The sequence below is a fragment of the Terriglobus sp. 2YAB30_2 genome, assembly GCF_052114765.1.
In the GTDB taxonomy this organism is placed as follows: Bacteria; Acidobacteriota; Terriglobia; order Terriglobales; family Acidobacteriaceae; genus Terriglobus.
Window position 1 is genome coordinate 26,265 of sequence record NZ_JBFRFJ010000012.1, and the last position, 23,729, is coordinate 49,993.

The 23,729-nt window shown below is 56.5% G+C and carries 17 protein-coding genes; 10 read left to right on the forward strand and 7 right to left on the reverse strand.

The window, feature by feature from the left end; translation table 11 throughout:
* Positions 1-61 precede the first annotated feature (61 nt).
* Complete coding sequence (locus AB4Y89_RS17325) at positions 62-925, forward strand: phosphatase PAP2 family protein (protein ID WP_442302193.1); 864 nt, start codon at positions 62-64, stop codon at positions 923-925.
* On the opposite strand, the gene AB4Y89_RS17330 is transcribed toward AB4Y89_RS17325, so the two are convergent.
* Positions 865-2,010: a radical SAM protein gene (locus tag AB4Y89_RS17330; RefSeq protein ID WP_442302194.1), complete on the reverse strand. Its 1,146-nt coding sequence runs from the start codon at positions 2,008-2,010 to the stop codon at positions 865-867. The two genes, AB4Y89_RS17325 and AB4Y89_RS17330, sit on opposite strands and share 61 nt — an antisense overlap.
* Positions 2,011-2,378: 368 nt before the next feature.
* Here AB4Y89_RS17330 and AB4Y89_RS17335 point away from each other — a divergent pair, with 368 nt between their 5' ends.
* From AB4Y89_RS17335 to AB4Y89_RS17355, 5 genes are all read left to right on the forward strand, one after another.
* Positions 2,379-4,514 carry a hypothetical protein gene (locus tag AB4Y89_RS17335; RefSeq protein ID WP_442302195.1) on the forward strand — a complete coding sequence of 712 codons (2,136 nt, stop codon included), beginning with the start codon at positions 2,379-2,381 and terminating at the stop codon, positions 4,512-4,514.
* 284 nt (positions 4,515-4,798) lie between these two features.
* Positions 4,799-6,949, forward strand: a complete 2,151-nt coding sequence (locus AB4Y89_RS17340; protein WP_442302196.1) for a sigma 54-interacting transcriptional regulator — start codon at positions 4,799-4,801, stop codon at positions 6,947-6,949.
* A gap of 499 nt (positions 6,950-7,448) precedes the next feature.
* Entirely contained in the window at positions 7,449-8,369 is a 921-nt protein-coding gene (locus tag AB4Y89_RS17345) for an MBL fold metallo-hydrolase (RefSeq protein WP_442302197.1), read from the forward strand.
* A gap of 173 nt (positions 8,370-8,542) precedes the next feature.
* Entirely contained in the window at positions 8,543-9,082 is a 540-nt protein-coding gene (locus AB4Y89_RS17350) for a DUF417 family protein (protein ID WP_442302198.1), read from the forward strand.
* Positions 9,083-9,270: 188 nt separating this feature from the next.
* Complete coding sequence (locus tag AB4Y89_RS17355; protein WP_442302199.1) at positions 9,271-9,582, forward strand: DUF3303 domain-containing protein; 312 nt, start codon at positions 9,271-9,273, stop codon at positions 9,580-9,582.
* A 126-nt stretch (positions 9,583-9,708) separates the two neighbouring features.
* On the opposite strand, the gene AB4Y89_RS17360 is transcribed toward AB4Y89_RS17355, so the two are convergent.
* The 4 genes from AB4Y89_RS17360 to AB4Y89_RS17375 all read right to left on the reverse strand — a co-directional run bounded on the left by AB4Y89_RS17360 (position 9,709) and on the right by AB4Y89_RS17375 (position 13,441).
* A complete protein-coding gene (locus tag AB4Y89_RS17360) occupies positions 9,709-10,614 on the reverse strand; it encodes a polyphosphate kinase 2 family protein (RefSeq protein ID WP_442302200.1) in 906 nt (301 codons plus the stop codon).
* A gap of 157 nt (positions 10,615-10,771) precedes the next feature.
* Positions 10,772-11,983 carry a hypothetical protein gene (locus AB4Y89_RS17365; RefSeq protein ID WP_442302201.1) on the reverse strand — a complete coding sequence of 404 codons (1,212 nt, stop codon included), beginning with the start codon at positions 11,981-11,983 and terminating at the stop codon, positions 10,772-10,774.
* Positions 11,980-12,924 carry a DUF2157 domain-containing protein gene (locus AB4Y89_RS17370; RefSeq protein ID WP_442302202.1) on the reverse strand — a complete coding sequence of 315 codons (945 nt, stop codon included), beginning with the start codon at positions 12,922-12,924 and terminating at the stop codon, positions 11,980-11,982. Before AB4Y89_RS17370 ends, AB4Y89_RS17365 begins: the two co-directional genes overlap by 4 nt.
* Positions 12,925-13,057: 133 nt before the next feature.
* Positions 13,058-13,441, reverse strand: coding sequence for a zinc-ribbon domain containing protein (locus AB4Y89_RS17375; protein WP_442302203.1), 384 nt, complete (start codon positions 13,439-13,441; stop codon positions 13,058-13,060).
* Positions 13,442-13,904: 463 nt separating this feature from the next.
* Between AB4Y89_RS17375 and AB4Y89_RS17380 the strand changes: the two genes are divergently transcribed.
* The gene (locus tag AB4Y89_RS17380) at positions 13,905-15,944 is read left to right on the forward strand and encodes an alkaline phosphatase family protein (RefSeq protein ID WP_442302204.1); all 2,040 of its coding nucleotides are present in this window, start codon (positions 13,905-13,907) and stop codon (positions 15,942-15,944) included.
* 452 nt (positions 15,945-16,396) lie between these two features.
* On the opposite strand, the gene AB4Y89_RS17385 is transcribed toward AB4Y89_RS17380, so the two are convergent.
* Both AB4Y89_RS17385 and AB4Y89_RS17390 read right to left on the reverse strand, forming a co-directional pair.
* On the reverse strand, positions 16,397-16,864 hold the full coding sequence (locus AB4Y89_RS17385) for an LIC_13387 family protein (protein WP_442302205.1): 468 nt from the start codon (positions 16,862-16,864) through the stop codon (positions 16,397-16,399).
* 153 nt (positions 16,865-17,017) lie between these two features.
* Positions 17,018-17,617: a dihydrofolate reductase family protein gene (locus tag AB4Y89_RS17390; RefSeq protein WP_442302206.1), complete on the reverse strand. Its 600-nt coding sequence runs from the start codon at positions 17,615-17,617 to the stop codon at positions 17,018-17,020.
* A gap of 135 nt (positions 17,618-17,752) precedes the next feature.
* Between AB4Y89_RS17390 and AB4Y89_RS17395 the strand changes: the two genes are divergently transcribed.
* The 3 genes from AB4Y89_RS17395 (at position 17,753) to AB4Y89_RS17405 (ending at position 23,627) form a co-directional block, all read left to right on the forward strand.
* Positions 17,753-18,775, forward strand: a complete 1,023-nt coding sequence (locus AB4Y89_RS17395; protein ID WP_442302207.1) for a sigma-70 family RNA polymerase sigma factor — start codon at positions 17,753-17,755, stop codon at positions 18,773-18,775.
* Between the two features lie 622 nt (positions 18,776-19,397).
* Entirely contained in the window at positions 19,398-20,801 is a 1,404-nt protein-coding gene (locus AB4Y89_RS17400) for an FG-GAP repeat domain-containing protein (RefSeq protein WP_442302208.1), read from the forward strand.
* A 276-nt stretch (positions 20,802-21,077) separates the two neighbouring features.
* Positions 21,078-23,627, forward strand: a complete 2,550-nt coding sequence (locus AB4Y89_RS17405; RefSeq protein ID WP_442302209.1) for an ABC transporter permease — start codon at positions 21,078-21,080, stop codon at positions 23,625-23,627.
* Positions 23,628-23,729: the final 102 nt, after the last annotated feature.

Consider the following 23,729-nt stretch of genomic DNA (forward strand, 5'->3'; position numbering starts at 1 on the left):
TAGCCGTAGCGGCGCCGTTGGAAAGTGGGAAGATCGGCCGCAGCAAGATCTTGGGAGATCGATGCGAATTTCCGAGTGGATCCAGGCAGGCTTCGCCAGCATATTCGCTGTGGCAGCATGGGTTTACCCGCTTGCTGCCCGCCGACGATTGATCATAACGTCACTTGCCGCAGGCGCAATCTTCGTCATTGCCCTGGGGCGATTGTCCGTGTACATCCTCGCGCCGGTTCAGGTTTCAATTCTCCGTGATTGGCTGCCTGCGGTCTTGATGCTCATCCCTTATTGGCAGACTGGCCAATTCTTCCTCGGACCGAACGAGAAGATTCAGGCCTGGCTCATGCAATCGGATCGCAGGCTATGGAACCTCGCATCGCATACCGGCTGGAGGCTCGGCCGGTTTGCGCACCTCTCCATGGAGTGGGCTTACATGTTGTGCTATCCGCTACCGCTCCTGGGATTGGCGACACTCTACGCGGCTGGACTAAGCCGCGAGGCAGACTCTTTTTGGGCTTTTGTTCTCGTGCCGACGTACCTCTGCTATGCCATCACACCTTTTGTGCCCGCGATGCCGCCTCGCTTTCTCGAATCAGAACATAGGGAATCTCAGGCAACGAAAAGCAGGGTCTTCAATCTATGGATCCAGAAGCATGGAAGCATCCATGCGATTTCCTTCCCCAGTGCGCACGTCGCCACCTCCTTAGCAATATCCCTCTTCCTATTGCATGAAGTCCCAGCCGCAGGGGTCTTTTTCCTGGTCATCTCCTTCTGGATTGCCGTAGCCGCCGTCGTGGAAAGGTATCACTACGCTATGGATGTTGTGCTGGGAGCGGTTTTGACGCTGGCGATGTATCTGGCATGGCTTGCTCATTTGATTCCAAGCACTCTCATCACCGCGCCGGCCACGGCTTTCGTTACTCCACTCTGAGGTCTGTCAGTCTCCGGCGGGAGAAACAGAGAGGAGAGGATTTTTATGCCCACTGGGAGGTTGGGGGCTTCGCCCTGTGCCGCCGGCGGAAAGAACTTCTTCAGAGCCGTACGAGGATCCACCCGAACCATGTCGATCATTTCTACCCGGTGCACACAGGAAACAGTGCAATAAGGAGCGCACGGTTTCTTCGTCCAGTACTCGCGTTCCAGGTCTTCGAGAGTGTACTTCTCCAGTGGAATTGCCGGGTAACCTCGCCGTTGCGAACAGTAATGGACAAGTCCATCTTCACAGATATAGAGGTATCGGCTACCCGCGCGGCATTGCCAGTCGTTCGGCTTTCCGGCTATTAGATTCTTTTGGAATAAGTTGTCATACGAGAATGCCCAGAATGATGGTTTTCGCTCTTTTTGTATCTGCTCGTAAACGGCCCGATCCGCTTCTGGTAATGGCAGCACTTGACCGCCATGATCGTGGATCACTCCAACGGTTGTATCGAAGCCCAGTTCCAGAGCACGTCGTGTAATGATGAGCGCATCTCGGGAATCCTTGACTCCGGCCCCCACAACGGAATTTATGCTGATGGCGAACTGGGCAAACTCTTCAAGCCATTCCAGCTTCTTATTCAGAACCTTCAGACTCTTTTTGGAAACGTCATCGGGCCTCACGTTGTCGATGCTGATCTGCAAGTGCTCCAGGCCGGCGCGGTTTAACCGTCGGATGCGGTCTGGAGTAAGCAGATATCCATTGGTAATAAGAGTAGCGATACGGCCATGGCTGCGAATACGCCGGATCAAGTCGTCGAGATCGGGGTGTAAGAGCGGCTCTCCGCCGCTGAATGTAATGATCTCCGTTCCCAGGGCGTCGAGAAGATCGATGCGGCGTACCATCTCGCTTGTGGGCACCGGGCTGGAGACTTTGTCATATTCGTTGCAATAGGCGCAGGCGAGATTGCAACGTCGGATTGGGATGATATGGGCGAGGATGGGATGACGGCGTGACTTGAGTGCGCGCGCCACCATGCGTGCGTAACGAAAGCTGCGTGGCAGTGAACGCACTTTTCTAAACGCGCGCGCAAGTCCCATTTCAACCTCGCAGCCTCGAAAAGAATCCGAGAACGCGAATTCAGTCTACGCCCGTCGTGGTTCTTCTGCTGCTGTGATGCGTGGGGTCTGTTCTCCTCCACCCCTGCCCAAAAATGTGCAATTGTTTGCGCACTTTCCTATGCCTTGGTCAACATGTTTTTCGGTCCTTTGTAAAACGCCAGGCCACTGATGCCCATAGATGCGGAATCCCTCCGCCACACCTACAGAAAAAATGCTCTATTGCGAAAGCAGAAGTAAGTTCTCGGTGAATGGCTGCACGCGTGCACCGGCGATGCTGGGCGGGAACGGTTCTGTACGAGGATGGATTCCATCGCTGCTGATGGATCCGAGATTTCCGGAGCAGAAACATGAGAACGATACGGATCGCTGCATCTCTTCTGTTTTGCATCGCCGAGGTGTTTGCCATTTCGCGGACACCAGCGTTTGCCCAGGCTACACAAACGTCCGGCGACTACACTGCCGCGTTGCCTTCTGTCGAGAAGGTCAAAACACAACTCAGAGTGGCGGATCCCACCGATACCGTTGCGCGCCAGGTCGCCGTCTTCACCTACCTGCAGACCTATATCACGCGCATCGTATACGCACGACACTACGGCGGCCCTTTCACCGCCGGTGAGCAGAAACTCATGGGCGACTATGCCCAGGCCGCCTATCAGCTCTCGCAGGATTTCACCAAGAGCCATACACCTGCCGAGGTTAAGACCTTCCAGCAGCTGGAAGGTAAATACGAAGTGATGAACGCGTTGGACTGGATCAAGCAGCTTCAAGGTCAGCAGGCCGCTGACACCTATAAAGGAGCTGAGGTCTCTCTGGCGCAGAGCTACCAGCAGCATGAGGAACGTCTCCAGCAGCAGATGAAACAGGACCAGGGCGGTGGCCGCTCATCCATTGCCGGTGATCCCGTATTGGACCCTATGGGAATATTTGCACGAGCTGAGGCGAACAGAGTAAACGATCCGGAACTGCGGCGCTGTCTGGAACTTGGCAGCAGCCTGGATGCGTGCGAGGGTGTCGGCGCAATTCAGGGCATGGCAAGCATTCTGGTTCCGTTCGCAGAGAAGCCCAATCCGAATGAGCCTCCACCGGTCGCCGGAGTCGTCTTCGTCGGCGCCTATCAGGGCAGAGCAGGGCTTGCCAGCATCAACTTCGGCACAGACTTGAGTGGCGCTCCGGTTGCGATCATACGAGATTGCGGCTCGCTGGTTGCCACGACATTGGACGGACATGACTACACTCTTCGCAGGTCGGGTGGCATGGTGCAACTTGTACTCGCCAACGAACCCAATCCCATCGTTATCACTCTGCAGCCCGACGGCTCCATCTCCGGTCCCGGATCTGTGCTTGTCAAAGGGCGCATCATCACCGGCTACACTAAGATCACGAAAACGGTAGTGGTGGATGGCGCACCGGCCGGTCCGCAGGGATATTACTGTAACGGTCCATGCAGCACCAGCTCTTCCGTTCCAAATTACGCTCCGAAGATTGAACGGTGCACTCTCGGCTCCATGGCCTTTACGGCGACGAAGCCGGTCGCCGTGCCAAAGACAGGCATCGGCTTTGTCGACGCAATGACCACGAGTACGCCGGCTGTGACCGGCTTCCGGATGGTGGGTCGTTACCTCGACAATTCCGGATTGACGCTCGAGTTCGAGAACGATGCCGTCATCCTCGACTGCGGCAAAGCTCATGCAAAATCGCCCTACGTCGTAGAGAATGAGCCGGCCGGCTTTGTTGTCCGTGTGCAGAACGGTGGCGGAGCTTTCCCTCTTAGCGTTGCGCCTGACAACACGCTCCGCGGTTCCGGAGCAACGAGCGTGAATGGCAAACTCGTCGCTTCCATCCGCGGCGACATCGTCAACTTCACCCCGCACTCTGAGAACTGCAATGTCGACACATTCTCTGCCCGAAGCAAACGGAACACGATGCCCGCCTCAAGCGGTCCGATTCCGGCCGCGCCGCCGGACAATTCGTCGATGGCTGCCTCTGCAGTAACGCCAGTAGCACACCCCGCCTCAGGCGCGGCCTCCGTGGCCGCCGCCGACCGAGCCGCCGATCGGGTTACAGACCAGCGCGTTGCGTTTCGTGTCCTGCTCGGGTCCTCCTTTTCAGGAACCAACCCGCTTGCAGGCCAAACAGTATTCGTGATGCGCAAGCCTATCGGCAGCGTACTCCGCGAGCTCGGAGTTTCAGTGCCCGCCAATGCCGGTCCCGGCGAGGCTATGAAGTCACTTCAAACGTTGTGCCATTCGCCGCAAGGATGCACTTCGGCCGTTCAGGGCATGAGCCGCTACTACGTTACTGCCACAAAACTGGATGCGTCAGGCAGGGCCACACTCTCCGCACACACTGAGGCGGGCACTTACTTCTTCTTCGCAATCGTCCCCAACTCGGGTGGTTCGCTTGTGTGGGACATCGCCGCGAACCTTGCCGCGGGCGATAACCAGGTCATGTTTAGTACAGAGAATGCGCAGGAGATCCACTGAAGGAGACGGATGAGACGTACGAAATCCAGCAAGCTTGACGGCAGAGCAGACCGCGGAACCCAATCGACAGTGACGGAACTTGAGCCGAAAATTCGTCACTGGCGAACTTCAGTCATTTGAGATCAATCCGGATCTCGGATCGAGGTGAGGTGCGTCCCCATAACGGTCAGGAGCCGATATTGACGACCGCCATGATGCGGTTTGACACTATCCTCAAAGCTTCGATTCTCACAAAACTGGGAGGGCTTTCCTGTCCTTGGTGATGAATCCAGCGAGGAGGGCCAATGGAATCAACGATGCAATCCACCAGTCCGACGCTAGACGCAACGGAGAGAACGGTAGGGTCGCTTTCATCTTCCTACGCAGCGATGCCTCATGTGTCGAGGCTCATTCTTGACGGGACGCCGTTGCCCGAAGTTCTCGCGGCAGTAGCCCAATTGGCAGAGGCTAGCAGAGTTGGCGCACAGTGCTCGATTTGGCTCTTGGAAAGTGGTGGAAGGCATCTCTATTGCGCTGCAGCTCCAAGCTGCTCCGGTTTTACGGAGTATCTGAAGCGGTTCAGTGCCGGCCAGGCAGGCGGCCCTCTGGGTGCAGCGGTTGAACAGCAGAAGCCAATCTACGTGACCGACAGCCGCAGTGTGCCGCAATGGCAACAACATCTGGACTCAATGGCGCCTCTTGAGGCCCGTGCACTGTGGGCACTGCCATTTTTTGCCCAAGGCGGTCAATGCCGTGGAGTCATCGCGATACATCATCGCGAACAACGCAGTCCAGAGCCCTCCGACTTGGAGATCATCGAGAACCTCAGCAGCATAGCTTGCATAGCCGTGGAACATCACCTGAGCGATATGAAGTTACGTGTCGAGCGTGATCGATTACGCCTTCTGCTTGAAATCACTAACAGCATGGCTTCGAAGCTGGATTTGCGCCAGTTGGTCGAGACCTTGTCCACGGATCTTCTCAGGGTGATGCGCTGCGATTTCTGCGCACTGCTTCTGCCCAACCCGGATCGAACCGCCTTTCGACTGACAACCTTATATAACCCGGAACGCCGAGGCATTCTCTGCGACGGCATGATGATCCCAAACTCCGGTTCGATATGTGGTAGACCCTTCCGTACCGGAAAAGCCGAGTATCTTGAAAACTTCCTGGACCTTGAGAAGGAAGTTGCAGCATCGAGCGACAAGGCGATTCGGATGAACTACGAATGCCTCAAGCGTGAAAGTTTTGAGTCGGGTTTCTATCTACCGCTCTTAGGAAGAAACGGCCCGATCGGTACACTCGTCGCCTTGAATCGCTCGGAGCGGAGCTATGAGAAGGATGAAACGGATTTTCTTGAACAGGCAGTTCGCCAGGTGGCTCTTGCCGTCGAGAATGCGCTTGATTACGAAAGAGCGCTGAAGGAGCGGGACAAAGAAGCGACGCAAAAGCAGTATCTCGAAGAGGAGGTCCGCGCGGAGTTTGGCGACATTGTCGGAGACAGTCCTGCGTTGAAGGCCGCCCTCGACCTGGTGTCTATCGTTGCGCCAACTGATTCGAGCACGTTGATCTTGGGCGAAACGGGTACAGGCAAGGAGCTGATTGCCAGGGCTATCCATGATCTGAGCGCGCGTAAGGGGCAACCTTTCATAAAACTGAATTGCGCGGCTATTCCCTTGGGGCTCTTGGAAAGTGAGTTGTTTGGTCACGAGCGGGGAGCTTTTACCGGGGCAGTCTCTCAAAAGGTCGGTCGTTTCGAGCTAGCTCATAGAGGCACACTTTTTCTTGACGAAGTAGGAGATATTCCCCTGGAACTCCAGGCGAAGCTCTTGCGCGTGCTTCAAGAGCAGGAATTTGAACGGCTCGGTAGCAACCGCACTCACAAGGTGGATGTTCGGTTGGTCGCGGCAACACATCGAGATCTGGCGGCCATGGTGAGGCAGTCCACTTTCCGTGATGATCTCTACTATCGGCTGCGGGTATTTCCGATCCACATTCCTCCGCTACGTCAGCGCACGGAAGACATTCCAAAGCTTGTCGGCCATTTCCTAAACCTTCACGCCAAGCGGATGAACAAACAGATAGATGAAATTCCCTTGGAGACGATCGATGCTTTGCTGCGGTACCGCTGGCCTGGTAATGTGCGAGAGCTTCAGAACTTCATCGAACGAGCAGTGATCCTGTCGCCACATCGGGTCTTGCGTGCACCTATCTCTGAACTAGAGCAGATCAACGCAAACAGGGGCTGCAATATTCCGTTGTCTGGGCTCAATGAACTCGAAAGAGATCATATATTGAGAGCTCTCGACGCAAGCAATTGGGTCATCGGCGGGAGAAGCGGCGCTGCTGTGCGTCTCGGTATGAAGCGTACCTCGCTCGTATACAGAATGCAGAAACTGGGCATAAGAAGACCCGGGTTTTCTGCAAATCGCGCCAACGAGAGTATGAACGCCTAGCTTGAATTCGAGGCTTCTGGCTCTGAATGGTAATCCGCGACGGGACGCCGTCAGTGGCGAACATCTGTCACGGTTCCGTCGGCGCGACAAGCCCGCTACCTTCTGGGCCACTCTGGCAAAACATTGATTAGAGGTGCGTTGAGCTCCTCCAGCCGGCCTTGCGGGTCCATTGCCGTGGTCGGCCATTCATTTGCTCAGAAATTGCCATGAGTGCTGAATGCGCCAGAGCCTTTCACTCCCGTATGTGCTCGACGAGCGCTCAGGCACGATCACGCGGTGCCTAATCCGCAAGCGAATCGAAAGGAACTGCACTCAGCATGCAAGACGGCATCATACCAAGGGCACTTCTATCGAAAGCCTGCTCTGCGACAGAACTTAACGGCTTCGACTAGAGCATTTTTCCTGTCGCTGGGCATCCCGGGAGGAGCGTGCAGCGGCGTTTTCATTGAGGAAAACGCAGGAAAATGCTCTAGCAGCAAACTCAACAGGAGATAAATCCATGAGCAACGATAATGATCAAGCAGCCACACCTCCGTGGGACGCCTCTCTGGTAAACCTTACTTCCAGGGAACTTGCGCCCGGCGTGTTCGCGGTCCTGCCAGATGATGTCTTTGATAAGGACCATGTCGCGACAACTGCCGGCTTTGTGATCGGCGACCGGGCAGTTCTTGTGATCGAGTCCATGGTGAATGGAGATCTCGCGTCGCAACTCATTGGTCTCGTGCGACAGCAGACGACCAAGCCGATTCACTTTCTTGTCAACACGAGCTACCACGGAGACCATGCTTACGGGAATTATGTATTCCCTGAAAGTACTGTCATCATCCAGCATCCCGCGACCAAGCGTTACATGGACGAGCACTTTGAAGATGATCGCCGTTTCATGATCGGCCTGATGGGCAAAGGTAAGGGCATTGAACGCGTACAGTCCAGAAGCGCCGATGTTGTAGTCCCCGATATGATCAGCGTCGACTTAGGTGGGAGAACAGTAGAAATCCGTCACCTCGGGTTTGCGCAGACTCCCGGGGATCTCGTTGTATGGGTGCCTGAGGCCAAGGTCCTATGGGTCGGCAACATGATCCAGGCGCCCTCCCCCGCACTTCCGTGGCTTTTGGAAGGCCGACATCACGATACGATCGAAACCCTGAGCCGAGTACAGGCCTTTCTTCCTGAGGACGCGACTATTATCCCCGGCCACGGTCGTCCGATGCGTCCTGCAGACATCGATTTCCCACTGAAGTATCTTCGCGAGCTCGATGGCTCGGTGCGCAAGGCCCTCGATGAGGGGCGATCCGCAGAAGAAGCTCCCGATGTAGTCGTGATGGCTCATTACGGCGACTACAGCCTCTTCGAATGGGCGCACAAAACCGTCAACGTTCCAGCTGCATACAGTCATCTGCGAGACAAGGCGACTAAGTAGCGTCCGAGCATGAAGATGACCAGACCGGCATTGGCAATCGAATTGCGTCGATCCCAGCGTTCGGCGAAATAGAGTGCTGTGCCTTGTTGGTTGCACAACGAAAAGTGCGACTGCCGAAGATCAACTATTCGTTCGCTTGCCGTCAGTAATCGAGGTACGCAAGGAGGGTAAACATGGACTTGAAGTCTTCACGGCGGGTGATAGAAAGTGGGCCGACGGCCGACGGACCCTTAACTCGTATATCAGTCTGGGTCACGGACCGGAATCTTCCGTTCCTGGTCTCCAGTATCGGCATGATTGTGATGCTTCTTTGGGCCGGGGCATTCAAGATGACAAAGCCTGGAGCCGAAGGGATTATCCCCTTGGTGTCCAACAGTCCCCTGATCTGGTGGCACTTTAAGTTGTTCGGGCCTTACATCGGGTCAGACATGATCGGTGCGACCGAAGTCACCGCCGCCGTGCTGTTCATCATCGGCTATGTACGCCCAAAAGCAGGTCTCGTGGGAGCGCTCATCACGACGTTGATGTTCTTTATCACCAGCACCATGCTCCTATCGACACCGGGCGCGACCATCGAGTGGAATGGCTTGCGATACATGAACAATCTTGGGCTCTTTCTGTTTAAGGATGTCATATCGCTTGGTGTTTCTTTGTACTTCATCAGCTATTACGGCCGGAAGGCGATGCTCGCTGAGTCGAGAACCAACGGATAGGCCAGCTTTCGCGCTCACTAATCTTTAGGGAAACACTTACGGATAAGGACGCCATCCGGCAAAAGCAGGTATACCGAGACGATCCCTTGAATTCTCCGTAATGTCACTCGACACGCGTATATCCCAAGCGTACCCTTGCCCACCAAGAGGCCCGCACCTTGGACCCCGGTGAAAGAGAGGTTGATTGCATGCAATATATGATCACCTGGAATGAACGCTCGCAGGGCTCGCCCATCGAGTACGAGAATACACAGAAGCGAATCCTGGAAGTCTTCAGCCCATGGAAGGCGCCAGCCAATTTCAAGATCCATTCGTTCGTCATCCGCGTGGGGGACTGGGGCGGGTATATGTTGATGGAATGCGATGACCCGCTCGAAGTGCATAAGTTCTGTTCGATGCTCCCTGCTTTTACATTTGAGGCTCGTCCCGTTGTTCCCGTGGCCGACGCGATTCGTGTGGAACTCGAAGCGATGGCCTATCGCGATGGACTGAAGAAGTAGGTAAAGCCAGTGTCCAGGCAGCTCTCGCCCGTGTGCGGGAGATCAGGGAGATCTTGTAGGGGTGGGCCGAGAGATGGCTCACGATCTTGCCGGAAGGGGCGGAGATGCCCGACGGCACTGGCGAATTTACTGCGAACTTAAGAGAGCTTTCCTGGCCGTGGCGATCTCGGCCAGCTTGGCCTTGTCAACACGCGGATAAGCGAGATCGAGATTGGCCATGGCGTCAATCACCGCAGCCGCTACAACCCCCCGGCTGAACCACTTGTTATCGGCGGGCACAACGTACCAGGGGCTCTCTTTGGTCGCGGTGTTGCGAATCATGTCTTCGTAGGCTTTCTGATACTGGTTCCAGAAGGAACGTTCTGCCATGTCTGAGGCGGAGAATTTCCAATTCTTGTCGGGCACGTCCGCGCGCTCGAGAAATCGCCGTTTTTGCTCGTTTTTGGAAAGGTTAAGAAAGAACTTCACGACGACAATACCGTTGCGCGACAGATAACGCTCGAAACAACGAATATCCTCGAATCGTTCATCCCAGATCCTCTTTGTAACCAGAGAAGGGGGGATCTTTGCTTTATCAAGCAATTCGGGATGCACCCGGACAACCAGGGTTTCCTCATAGTAACTGCGGTTGAAAATACCGATGTGTCCACGATTGGGCAGGCACTTCATGCAGCGCCACAGGTAGTCGTGGTCAAGGTCCTCGGCGGAGGGAGCCTTGAACGAAAATACCTGGCACCCCTGGGGATTCACGCCGGACATCACGTGTTTGATGGCGCCGTCCTTGCCGGCTGCATCCATGGCTTGGAAGATGAGCAGGACGGCCCATTTGTCCTGGGCATAGAGCATGTCCTGCAACTCCGCTAAGGCCTGAATTCCGTTCTCCAGGGCCTCCTTGGCAAGCGGCTTGTCTTCGGAGCCGAAGCCCAGAGTTTCGCCAGGGTCGTACTTGCTGAGTTTGAAATTCTTGCCGTTCATGACTCGAAAGCGTTTTGCTAATTTGCGGGACGATTCGATTACTTCCTTGGTCTTCATAGGAAACCCACAGTTATCCGAGATGCCGGTTCCCCGGTTACTTGCCGAAATCGTAATCGATCTGAATAGTTCGATGAGTGCATTGCCCTGTCCTCGCCAACTGACCCTCAACTTCCGGATTGCCCGTCACCCGGGGAAATCGGCAGTTGAGTCGACTTTAAAAATCGCCCCCGGCGCCTCCGCCTCCCGAAGCTCCTCCACCGAACCGGAACTCTGGACTGCTTGTTTGCGGGCTTGGCGTTATTGAGTGGGGGGATACCAGGCCCAATACGGCGGAGCCTGCGTTCATCCAGTGTTTGTCCTTTCCCGATAGGCGCGCGGCGGTAAAGCCGTGGCGAATTCCGCCCGGGCCACTGGCAAGCCAGCGTCGAAGGAACAACGCGACACCGCTCAACAATATGCCCAGAAGCATCGGGTCCCAAGTATGCCTCTGCCAGCCGAGATAAGGTTTATTGGAGACGAAGGTCAGGATGGCAGCAATCGCACCCACCGCGATGACGAAGCGGTCCTTATGGCGAACGCCGCGCGCGAGTACGACGGGCGGCAGGCACCAGATCAGCACCCACGTGGTCCAGTAGAAAGGCCTCGCGAATTCAGCGGCAGCCCGTGTGCTGCCGCCCCACCAATGCGCGGACAGGTTCAACGACGAAAGCTTGAGGTTGATGGCCAGGTAGATGCCGAGCCAGAGGAACGCTTCCACGAGCGAATAAGCATCCTCGAGGTAATCGTAGCGGTGACGGGAGCGTATTGCCGTTATACCTATCAGCCCGGCTGCATAGAACCCGGCGACGATCACGTGCTGCGCTGAGTGAGACGAGGTCCAGTAGCCTGGCACAAAGAGGGCGAAGATCATTGCGGCGAGAAATGCATACGAGAGCCCGAAGCGGCGCCAGATCCAGAGCGAAAAGACGGCGCCGGCGGCGGGAACCACAAACTGGGCTCCCAACGGCTTTGGCGAATAATGGCTGCCGCTGAAAAGAGCGGCCTGCATTCCCGCGCAGAGAAAACCAACCGAGCAGACGGCGAGGGCTTCCTCGATCCCGTAACGATACAAACGGGTTTTGGAGACGGCAACCTCGGCCGCCGCATAGCAGACCCCTGCGAAGATCAGCAAGAAAATGCCAGTGGTTTGCTCCGACGGTCGCGAAAGAAAAACGACGAAGAACAGCGCGGCGGCGGTGGCCACGGTGATCAGGGTAAAGAGAAACAAGATCAGACGTAGAAAAATGTTGGTGGTGCGCAGTTCAGAGACCGTTTCCTGCTCCAGATGCTGGTACTGCGCCTTGGTGAGGAAGCCCTCGCCGGCCCAGTCCGTCAGGAGTTTGCGGGCGCGCAGAATCTCTTCGCTGGATGCAGTGTAAAGTCTCACGCCGGTCTCCCGAAGCGGCGCGCGATCTGGACGAGCACCACGAGCATTGCGATTGCGGTAATGACGAAATAGCTCAGGACAAAGGTTTCGTCAGTGACGCCGCGGATGAGGATTGAGCTAACTCCAACGTAGCCGTAGACGGCGGCATAAGCGACGAACGCAAACTGCCGGCGCGTCAGGCCCCATGCAAGAGATGCGCCACAGGCGATAAGCAGAGCGAGAAACCATAGGCCGTAGGCTTGTCGATTGAACACGCCGGAGAGCAATGCCCAAAAGAGAACGTTGGCCACGATGTTCAGATAAGTGCCGAAAAAATGCGGCTTCAGACCGCGGTACTGAAGAAGAGTCCCGCAGACGCCGACCACCAGGCAGTAGAGAAGGGCATATTGGCGAGACGCCGTGTCCTGATGGGACGGCCAGTGCGATACGGTGAGTCCGAACCATCCAGCGAGTGAGGACAAAGCGAGCGACAGCACGAAGCGATTGTCGAAACGATAAGCGAGGAAGAAAAAGAAGCCCGCGGTCGCCAGGAGGTAGAGGTCCCATTGTCCGGCGAGCACGTGGAAGCGGTTCTCCAGATAAGCGAGTTCTACGCACCAGACGAGGCTGCCGAGGTAAAGCAGGTAGTCGAAGACCAGGCTCGGTGCAGGAGTTTCTGTGGGGGACCAGGCGGATGCGCGCGAAAAGCAGTACCAAAAACAGGCGGCGAGGATGGTGAAGAGAATGGTCAGGACGAGGACGCCACCGAGTTGTTGCGACCAGGTGGTGACAGTCCAGCCAAGTCCGGCAACGAACGCCAGCACGCCGGCATAGAGGAAAACGTTCAGCTCAAGAAAAAGGGAGAAGGGTTCTGCACGGGAGAGGCTCGTCAAATGGGCGTGCTGCTCCGGTGATATCGCGCCTTGCTCCTTCCAATGCTCTAAACGGTTGAGGATGGTCATGAAGTCCCCGCTCTCAGGACCTGGGAGGACGCGTCTATGGATTTACGGTACGCCCTGTTCGCAACAATTGAGGGCGCCCCCGTTCTCCTGGAAGACAGATCTGTCTTCCAGGAGAACGGGGGCGAAAGGGAGATCAGTAGCGGCGGCGATCCCGGTCGCGATTTCCTCCGCTGGGGCCACGGCCTCGTCCACCCCCACCCCCACCACCCTGCTTTGGCTTGTAGCAGCTCTTACAGTAAACCGGCCGATCGCCGCGCGGCTCAAACGGAACGGTGGTGGTTTGTCCGCAGCTGGCGCAAACGACCGTTGTTCCGGTGCCCATGCCGGAGCTGTAACCGGCCGTGTGTCCACTATCTTGCTGGCCATACGACCCTGCGCTTTGCTTCGCTTGGCGGCAAGGTTTACAGCGCTTGGGCGAAGAGTAACCACGCTCCTGAAAGAACTGCTGTTCCGTTGCGGTAAATACAAATTCCTGCCCGCACTCGCTACATTGAAGTGTTAAATCGGCGGCACTCATGGATAACCTCACTTGCAAGTGTACCGCCCCGTGAGCATGTTTGCGGCGGACAGCATGGGAGCAAATTCGGCACCCTCTCAGATGACACCCCCTAAGCCCTGAAGTCGCCAGTTGGGAACTATCTTCTTCTCAGCTCTCTTCTTGACATCCAGAGCGGTCGCAGTCAATATTCCTATGCCGGAGCAAAGGTTACTGCTGGCTTACATGACGACCAGCCCGGTGAAGAAGCTCCTTTCCTGCCTTTCCTTTCCCAGATATGCACGGATGTACTCGTAGCCCTGTGGCCGCTCCATCTTTGTCACGGATGAAGCGCGCCATAGTCCGTTGATCAGGATAGATAACGGCGCAGACTCTGGAAACACGGTTATCCACGCCTGATTGAAGACCTGCGTTTTCTGCCTTGTGGCGGTAGGACGCTGCAGGAGGGGCCTCTATGCCCTCCGTACCCGAAAGGATAAATACCGTGTCTACTCCCGATAACACCGCAGACTCGTCTCTCGCCAAGACGCGCTCCAATGTCGTCACCATTAACGATCTATCGAATGCAATCAGCAGCATCAGTTATGTATCCGGGTCGCTGGTCATCACTGACGGGCAGCCCTCTCAAACTCCACCGACCATTAGTTTTTCGGACGGTACGTTTACCATCACGCTGGAGGCTGGCCGCGAAAAATCCACGCCGGTTGCAGACGCATTTAATTCCAATTGCGGCAACGATAGCGCGAAGGAGTATGCCCCCTTTGGAGGCGGCGAGACGCCCGAAGAGCTGAACTTTATGTTTGCCGTGGTCATTCAATTTTCCATTGGCGCAGCGGTAACCGTTTATCTCGGGCAAGGGCACGCTGCGGCGAGGAACAACTGGTGGATTGGCGGTAGCGCGATCTTCAGTTTGGATACGCCACGGCTGGAGTGCTCCATTAACAACCTGGTCTACACGTATGAACTGTCAGGCAGCCATGACAGCTTCGATCTCCAATTCAAAGACACTCGGCCCGTTTCTGCAATCCAGAACGTTTTTGTTTTGATGCTGGAAAATCATTCGTTTGACAACATGCTGGCTCTGTCGGGTATTCCAGGAATTTACGCAGCCACAACCAGCGATTCCAATTCCTACAATGGCACCCCGTATAACGTTCAGGGCAATCCGCCGTTGAACATGCCGACCGATCCTGGGCACGAGTTTGATGATGTGCTCGAGCAACTCGCCGGCCCAGGCTCCACTTATGTGTCCGGACAAGCGTATCCGACAATCTACAATTCGGGATTCGTAGCCAACTACGCAACCACGACAACGGAGGGGCCAGTTGCTCCAGCCGCTGACATTTGCGACATTATGAAGTGCTTCGATACGAAGGACCAGTTGCCGGCGCTGTATCAGCTGGCTACAGAGTATGTGGTTTGCGATCAGTGGTTCTCCTCCCTTCCCGGTCCAACCTGGCCGAATCGTTTTTTCCTGCATGCAGCGTCATCCAGTGGCCTCGACCATACCCCCAGCGGCGGGGAAATATTTGACTGGGTGTTTAAGGACTTCAGTAACGGTTTCAAGTTTTCCAATGGTTCGATCTTCGATGAGATGACGGCGAAAGGTATCACCTGGGGCCTGTACCACGACACAAACGGACCCATCGGGGGAAGGGTTCCACTGGTAGCGGCGATCGAAGGTATCTACGTGGCGGATGTCAACGATCTTGAGACTTTCGAATCAGATGTAACGTCGAGCGATTATCCATACCAATACACGTTCATTGAACCGAACTACGGTGACGCTTTAAATGGAACTTACGAGAACGGATCCTCGCAGCACCCGATGGATAGCGTTGCCAATGGAGAAGCCTTGATTCTCAAGGTCTATGAGACCCTCCGCAGTTCTCCGCTTTGGAGTTCGAGTCTGCTGATCATTACCTACGACGAGCATGGAGGCTTTTACGATCACTGGCCCCCCGGCCAGGCGGTACCTCCGAGTAAGGAAGACCAATCGAGCAAGTACAACGAAAGCGGCTTCACCTTTGGCCAATACGGAGTTCGCGTACCGGCGGTCATTGTTTCGCCATTGCTGGCGAGTAATGTCGATCACACCGTTTACGATCACTCCTCGGTTCTGAAGACGCTGGAGTGGTTATTTGGCTTGTCTCCTCTTACTGGTCGAGATGCCGCAGCCAATGTGATTCAGGGCGTGCAAACGGCAAATGTGCTACGAACGGATTGTCCAGTGAAGCTGAAACCTCCCGCCCCTCGGCCTGAAAAGCGTCCTCTCCTCACGGCAGAGGAACAGGCCGCGCTAGACCTGGAACCCATACCTGACCGGAGCAATTTGATGGGTTTCCTCGGCATACTCTTCAAAGAGGACGTCCACTTAGCCGCAACCCCCCAGGAAAGAGCGGCTGCGGCGGCGAGGTTTCAGGGACTTAAGACAAGAGGCGACGCCCGGGTGTATATGAATGAAATCATGGCCAAGGTGCAGGTTGAAAAGGCCAGAAGAGCGGCGATAGCTGTTCCCGCATAAGCGCTGTTCGAGGGGCTGGCGCAGAAAAGACCTTGTCGCCAGCCGCTCACTTGATGCAACACTCGTTCGCGCGCAATCCACGAGTCAGTTAACGAAAAATCGCCCATGCGCCCATCGACAACCGCGAGTTGAAAGGGATAGGCACGAGCGAATTCGACCCGCTGACCTCTAATATTCAGCCTTCCGCCAAGCTTGGCCATTGCCGCCTGGGTGCCGGGACGCAATACCCTCGGCGACACGTTTTGCCCTCTGGAGAGCGGCTTCCCAAAACTCGCACATCAATTGCTTGTAGTTATCATCCCGTCCGTCAGTTAAATCTTCGCTCCGCGACATTTGCTTCATCTCCAGCCGTCATTGGCTCGATCAAGGGATATTCGTCTCGGAGAATCTCGCATAAAGGCGATCCAAAACAGATTTGTGTTGCACATGAAAGGTAGACGTATGAATAGGCTTCATTCGCTTCGTCTATTCAGCAATTCCAAGGTCGCCACCAATAGAGTCGCGCAGATTATCGAGAACAAAATGCCGGGCGGAATATAGAAAAAGCGAAAGGAGAGGCAGGCGCCGACCAGGCTCGTAGTGGAAATGACCGCGGAAACGGCACCTGTGCTCCGCGGCCTGAACGTGCTGACATCCGACAATATCCAGAGAATGCCTGCTAATGCAAGGAGCAGAACGCCAACTAAGATGCCCCATCCAAAATAAAGATTCCAGTAAGTTGAGCGTTCACCCATGAACACGAATGGGAGAGATGTCATCAAGGTTCTTAGTTGCGACTCCTGCGGGGACTTAATCGATATCCAAGGAAAAGCTGACATATGACCGATCATCAATCCAACCATCAGGATTGAGCTGACGCGAAATAGAGCCCTTGGAGAAGGCCACAGTTTGTTGTTGCCTTGCGATCCCGATGTTGCCACTTCGAACCTCCATACGAAAGGGTTTTGCCAACTACGGACGTTAGAGCACTTTCCCTGTTGCTGGGTATCCCGAAAAGGGTATGCAGCGGCGTTTTCATTGCGGAAAACGCCCATAGATGCCGAGGCCCTACACTACACCTACAGGGAAAATGCCTAGCCTTGCACGAATTCGTAAGTGTAGGAGAGCAGGCCGTCACCGATCTTTCGTGTGTTGAGCAGATGCAGCGGCTTCTTCTTGTTAGTCTCGTCGAAGATACGCAGGCCGGTTCCCAGCATGACCGGGAAAACAATCAGCCGGAGTTCATCGGCCAGGTCCTGTTCAATCAGGGTGCGCACGAGCTGATAGCTCCCATAGACCACGATTTCCCCGTCCACTTTCCGCTTCAGCTCCGAAATATTCTTTACCGCATCTCCGTTGAGGACCGTAGAGTTGCTCCACTGAGGATGCTCGAGAGTCATCGACACGACGTACTTGGGGATGCTGTTCATTCTGTCCGCCCACTTGCGGCTTACGCGAACATCTGCGCCCTCGCCCGATAGCATCCGGGATGCGAACCACTCAAAGCTCCGCCTGCCCAGCAGTAGCGCGTCGGCACCCAGCGCTTCCTCCGTCTCGTTGGCGACCCAGCCTTCGAGGTCCTTGCCCCCCACGAACTGGTGGAACCAGCCGCCTTGCTCGAAGCCTTCCTGGCCGTCCGGATCTTGCACCACTCCATCGAGCGTTGCATTTGTGCTGATGACGATCTTTCCCATTTCCGTTCTCCTTTGAGAGTTGTCGGCTATCACTGGTCTAGACGCCGCGGCATCTGAAAAGGAGGCGCTCCGCGACCGCCCAGTTCACGTCCTGCCCGGCGTCTATATAGTTTGGAGCTGCACACAAGAGATGAGGTGGCAAGAGTGGAGCTGGCAAGAACTGACCTGATATCGAGGGCGCAGGCCGGCGACGGCGAGGCATTCCGAGCGCTGACCGAGCCACACCGTCGCGAGCTACACGTACACTGCTACCGGATGCTCGGATCGTTTCAGGATGCCGAGGACGCTGTCCAAGATACGATGCTCGGCGCGTGGCGAGGCCTCGAAGGATTCGACGGGCGCGCCTCACTTCGCACCTGGCTCTATCGCATCGCCACCAATCGATGCCTCGATGCGTTGCGCTCTGCTCGCCGGCGTCCTGCAAAGCAGTGGGACATCCCGGGGATCAGACCACCGGAACCCACTCGACTCGGCGAAATCCACTGGCTCGAGCCCTATCCCGACGCCCTTCTGGACGGTGCGATCAGTGTGCCGCTCGGTCCGGAGGCGCGCTACGAACAAACCGAATCCATTTCTCTGGCCTTTGTGACCGCCCTGCAGGTCTTGCCGCCTCGCCAACTCGCAGTCCTCATCCTGCGCGACGTCCTCGGATTCCACGCGAACGAAGTAGCCGAGATGTTGGACACCACCGTCGAATCGGTTAAAAGCACTCTCAAGCGCGCGCGTGCAGGAATGCAGCGCCGACTACCGGTGCCTGCCGACGTAGCACCGCCCCCTAGTAGGGACTCACCTGCAGAGGACGCGATTGTAGCGAAGTTTGTCATCGCCTTCGAAGCTGCCGACATCAACGCGTTGGTGGCTTTGTTGACCGACGACGTTTTCCTCTCGATGCCACCGATCCCGCTGGAATACCAAGGCCTAAACAGCGTGACCCGCTTCTTCGCATTCGTTTTCGGCTCGGAACAGAGATTCCAGTTGTTACCGACGCGAGCCAACGGTGGGCCGGCATTCGTTTATCGACACACAGCCGCCGGCATCAACGGAAGCGGCCTCTTAGTCCTCACTCTCGCCGGTGACCGAGTCAGCGCCATTATCCGCTTCGAAGAAACTGTCCTGCCCACATTCGGCCTACCGCCGTCCCTCCCGAGTGCACAGTAGACCGCCCTCGCGTTCGTGTTGGATTTGAAGGCGGTCTACCCATCTATGGGAATGTTGGTCAAGGGCCGACTTGATCGTTACCGATCCGGGTTTGAACAGGCCACGACGGGGGCGACCATTGCTGGTCCCCCCGCACTTCGCATAGATCACTAATTATGAATTCAACGTCTTTATGAATTCGGCGTCACAGAAAGGAACTTACTCCTGTGCATCATTCACTTCGCTACGTACTGGTAATGCTGCTAACTTCGGCAACATCGCTGTCTGCGAATTGGTGCGGGACCGTCGACCCAATACAATTGCGTTGATTAAGATTTGCCTTTGAGGACCACCGATGTTGCGTTGTGGAGCCGCTCTTACGAATTTGTCCCTTTGCATTTTTTTAACAGAAACTGACAAGTCAGAAGCAACCGGAGGTAACTCCTCACAAACGCTGATATAGATCGTAGGGCACGTGGCAATCTCACCGGGATGGAAGTTCCCGGAGATGTGGGATACAAAAGACGGCTCAGCACGCGATCATTGCGATAGCAACGTTCCATAAATCTGCAGGAAATGCTTCATTGCTTTACATCTTTTGAAGGACTATCCGCGTTCCACGATTTTGCACGGGGAGCCAAATATGACGACCGCCTCGAAATGCACTGTTGCTTTGGTCTCTGCGCTGTTTCTGCTTGTAGCGCCCGCGCATGCACAAGATCCGGCTCACGCGCCCGCAAAGCGCACACAGCCAGGGCATGATCCCGACGGGAAGCCGCGGATTGCTTTTCTCACGCATCGCCTAGGCGCTGACCATGCCGAAGGGATCTCGATGATCGATATGAACGGTGACGGCTTTGTCGATCTGCTGAGCGGCGCTTACTGGTACGGAAACCCAGGAAGGCAAGGCGGTGAATGGAAGCAGCACCAGTTCCGCACTGTCGGGATTCACAACGAGTTCGTCTCAGATTGCGGTGAGTGGGTCATTGATGTTGATCACGACGGCCTGCCTGACCTGGTGACTGCTGGATGGATCTCAAATGGCGTTTGGTGGTTCCGCAATCCAGGTCCGCAAGCCACAGTGCTCGGCGAACAATGGAAAGGCGAAAAGATCACGGATAGCTTTGACACAGAGGGCGGAGTTTTCGCCGATATTACTGGGGATGGCAGGCCGGATCTTGCGTTAGCTCACTACAACCGAGCCGGTGTCATTTGGATAGACTTCGCTACCAACAGGCCGAAGGTGCACCACCTCGGCGACAGCGAGCAGGATGGACATGGCATCGGCATCGCCGACATCGATGGAGACGGTAAAGCTGACATTCTCACGACGCACGGGTGGTTCCAGCAAATCAACGCGGATGCGGACAAATGGCAGTGGCATCCTGATTGGACTCTCGGTGAAACAGGCTTTCCCATACTTGCCTACGACGTGAACCACGACGGCAAGATGGATCTCATCTACGGACAGGGACATGGCTACGGTCTCTACTGGCTCGACCAGGCCGGCACACACGAACATCCACAGTGGATTCGCCACACGATTGACGACTCTTTCTCGCAATCGCACGCCTTGGCGCTGGTGGATCTCAATGGCGACGGCAGCCTGCAACTTGTCACCGGCAAACGCTATCGTGCACATTCGGGCGGGGATGCAGGCGCGTACGATCCGACGGTGGTGTATGCCTATCGGCTGCCTGTTGCAACAGAGCTTGCGGCAGCGAAGACTCACACCGGTACGAACACGGCAGACCCGACAATGACCATTTCAGATCCAGCCGCTGATCCTGTATTCAATCGCATCGCTCTCTCTGTCAATGGTACGGCTACAATCGGCACGCAGATCGTTACGGCGGACTTCGATCAGGACGGCGATCTTGACCTGGCGACAGCCGGAAAGCTGGGCGTTCATGTCTTTGAGAATCTTAAAGTGAACGAGATAAAGAAGGCCGCACGAGAGGATATGCAGCCCATCAATCGCGCATGGCCGTTTCCTGGCGAAGGAGCTGAAGTACCACAGGAAGATGGGCCGGCAGTTCCAAAGTAGCCGGCTGCTGATAAGTACTTAGTTCCTTATCGGAGCGAGGTGGAGCGGCGCGGAATCTCGTATCGAACGAAAACCCCTCACGTCTTCCTCCCTGTCCAATACCGGACGTCAGTTTACGGAATCGGACGATTACAGCGCTCATTCTTTCGCCAACACCGCATAAATCGCTGATATTCCATTCCATCCGAACCATTCCAATGGTCTTCTATTTGCTCATCCTGAAACTGCGGCACTCTTCGTGCCGTATTCGATTGCGACGGGGAGAAAGAGACCACGATGGAAACGATCCTTCAGGACCTGCGCCACGGACTTCGCCGGCTACGCCGCGCACCCGGCTTTACTCTCACCGCGCTCGCCACCCTTGCCCTCGGCATCGGAGCCACCACCGCCATCTTCACCCTCACCTACCAGGTCATCCTTCGCTCCATGCCCGTCGAGCACCCCGAGCAGCTCTACAAGGTCGGAAAAGAGATCGAGTGCTGCGTCGACGGAAGCCAGCAGGGGCATTGGCGTCTCTTCTCTTATGACCTCTACCGCACCCTGCGCGATGAGACTCCGGGGCTCAATGGCCTCGCCGCCGTTCAGGCCGGCTCCGTCACCGTCAGCTCCCGTCGCAAAGGTGACTCCACCGGTCAGGTCCTCGAGGTTCGCTTCGTCTCCGGAAACTACTACACCGTTATGGGAGTAAAGCCCTTCGCCGGTCGCCTGCTCACACCCGAAGACGATCGCGAAGGCGCGGCGCCCGTCGGCGTCATCAGCCACGCCATTTGGCAATCGAAGTTCTCGAGCGACCCCACTCTCGTCGGCTCCAGCGTCATGCTCAGCGGTCATCCTGTCACCATCGTCGGCATCACCGCCGAAAACTTCCTCGGCGAGCGCAACGACGGCGACCCCGCGGGGGTATGGTTGGCGCTCAGCCTGGAACCTGAGTTCAACCCGACCCGTCAGCTCCTTCGCCAGCCGAACGATCATTGGCTCGATCTTATCGCGCGCATCACCAATCCAAAGAACGTCGCTCCCGCCGAGAACGCCATACGCGTAGAGCTTCTCCACTGGATTCGCGCACACCGCGACCCCGCTTCAAACGACCCCGAAACCGAGATCGCAAAACAGACCACCGAACTCGCACCCGCAGCCAGCGGCATCAACAACCTACGTGACGAGTACGAGAAGAGTCTCACCATGCTGCAACTCATCGCCGCCTTCGTCCTCGTCATCGCCTGCGCCAATCTTGCGAATCTCATGCTCGTCCGCGGCGTCGCCCGCCGTCAGGAACTCAGCGTCCGCAGCGCCCTCGGTGCCTCCCGCTCGCGCCTCGTCCGCGAAATGCTCGTCGAGTCCATCACCCTCGCTGTCTTCGGCGGCGCTCTCGGACTCTTCGTCGCCTACGCCGGAGTCAAAGCCATCCTCGCCATCGTAATGAAAGGCGTCACCGTCGATCCGCTCAACGCATCACCCTCTCTGCCTGTTCTCCTCTTCACCCTCGGCGTCTCCGCACTTACCGGAATCATCTTTGGCATCGCCCCCGCCCTTATGGCCTCGCGCCTCAACCCTGCCGAAGCTCTGCACGGAGCCAATCGCACCACTGGCAACATCAGTGGACTACAGCGCGCTCTCGTCATTGTTCAGGCGGCGCTCTCTGTCGCTCTTCTCAGCACCTCCGGCCTTCTCATCCTTAGCCTGCAGCGGCTTCAGCATCAGGACCTCCGCTTTGAGACCCATGGTCGCCTCATCGCCTTCGTCGACCTTCAGGCCGCAGGCATACGTTACGACCAGCTCGACAACCTCTACCGTCAGTTCGACCAGTCATTCGCCGATGCCCACAACCTGCATGACGCTGCATGGGCCACCTACAGCCCCATGTCCTACAACAACTGGAACACCGCCATAGCCCTCGACGGTGGGGATCCCGGCGCCAGGATGCTCGCCAGCTTTTCCTTCGTCTCGCAGCGTTTCTTCAACGCCGTGGGAACCCGAGTGCTTCAGGGACGCACCTTCACTGACGAAGACACATCGGCCAGCCGCCACGTCGCCGTCGTCAACAGAACCTTTGTCGATAAATTTCTCAAGGGCAAAAATCCCATAGGGAGTCTCTTCGGCCCCGATCCGCGCATGACAACCGAATACGAGATCGTCGGTATCGTCGACGACTCCAAGTACGGCGATCCCTCTCAACCCACACGCCCCATGTTCTTCATGCCTCTCTCGCAGACCGCGGATTACCAGAGCCTCAACGCCCCCCAGGGAATTCGCGATCAACATACGAAGAACGAGCATTTCGCGCACTTCGCTTCGAGAATAGTGGTTCGCTACGACGGTGACGCCGCTGCTGCTACCGCTGCCGTACGCCGCGCCATACAACAGGTGAATCCTGACATCGCCATCTCCTACCTCGTCACCTACGACGAGCAGGTCAGCAACTACTTCACAGGCCAGACCCTCGTCGTCCGCCTAACCGCCATCTTCGGTGCCGTCGCGCTCATCCTCGCCTCCATCGGCCTCTATGGCGTGACCGCCTACGGCGTCGCCCGCCGCATCCCCGAGATTGGCCTGCGTATGGCACTCGGCGCCGACCGCGCCAGCGTCGTCCGCCTCATCCTCCACGGAGCCGCCACCCAGATAGCTATCGGCCTCCTGCTTGGCATCCCTGCCGCCCTCCTCGCCGGACGCCTTCTCCAGTCACAGCTCTACCAAGTCAACGGCTACGACATCCGCACCATCCTTGCCGCCTGCGGAGTCCTCATCTGCAGCGCCCTCGTAGCCAGCGCCGTCCCTGCCCGCCGCGCTTCCAGCGTTGAGCCAATGCAAGCCCTACGAACGGAGTAGGAATATTCGAACCTGGGTCCCGGCAGATGATTCCCTGGTCCGCGACACAGTTCTTTCTGGAAGGTCTTTCTGAAGAGCTTAGAGCAATTCTCCTAATACTGT

Coding starts and splice junctions, on each gene's coding strand:
- AB4Y89_RS17325 (WP_442302193.1), top strand. CDS start 62: ATGCGAATTTCCGAGTGGATCCAGGCAGGCTTCGCCAGCATATTCGCT.
- AB4Y89_RS17330 (WP_442302194.1), bottom strand. CDS start 2,010: ATGGGACTTGCGCGCGCGTTTAGAAAAGTGCGTTCACTGCCACGCAGC.
- AB4Y89_RS17335 (WP_442302195.1), top strand. CDS start 2,379: ATGAGAACGATACGGATCGCTGCATCTCTTCTGTTTTGCATCGCCGAG.
- AB4Y89_RS17340 (WP_442302196.1), top strand. CDS start 4,799: ATGGAATCAACGATGCAATCCACCAGTCCGACGCTAGACGCAACGGAG.
- AB4Y89_RS17345 (WP_442302197.1), top strand. CDS start 7,449: ATGAGCAACGATAATGATCAAGCAGCCACACCTCCGTGGGACGCCTCT.
- AB4Y89_RS17350 (WP_442302198.1), top strand. CDS start 8,543: ATGGACTTGAAGTCTTCACGGCGGGTGATAGAAAGTGGGCCGACGGCC.
- AB4Y89_RS17355 (WP_442302199.1), top strand. CDS start 9,271: ATGCAATATATGATCACCTGGAATGAACGCTCGCAGGGCTCGCCCATC.
- AB4Y89_RS17360 (WP_442302200.1), bottom strand. CDS start 10,614: ATGAAGACCAAGGAAGTAATCGAATCGTCCCGCAAATTAGCAAAACGC.
- AB4Y89_RS17370 (WP_442302202.1), bottom strand. CDS start 12,924: ATGACCATCCTCAACCGTTTAGAGCATTGGAAGGAGCAAGGCGCGATA.
- AB4Y89_RS17375 (WP_442302203.1), bottom strand. CDS start 13,441: ATGAGTGCCGCCGATTTAACACTTCAATGTAGCGAGTGCGGGCAGGAA.
- AB4Y89_RS17390 (WP_442302206.1), bottom strand. CDS start 17,617: ATGGGAAAGATCGTCATCAGCACAAATGCAACGCTCGATGGAGTGGTG.
- AB4Y89_RS17400 (WP_442302208.1), top strand. CDS start 19,398: ATGACGACCGCCTCGAAATGCACTGTTGCTTTGGTCTCTGCGCTGTTT.
- AB4Y89_RS17405 (WP_442302209.1), top strand. CDS start 21,078: ATGGAAACGATCCTTCAGGACCTGCGCCACGGACTTCGCCGGCTACGC.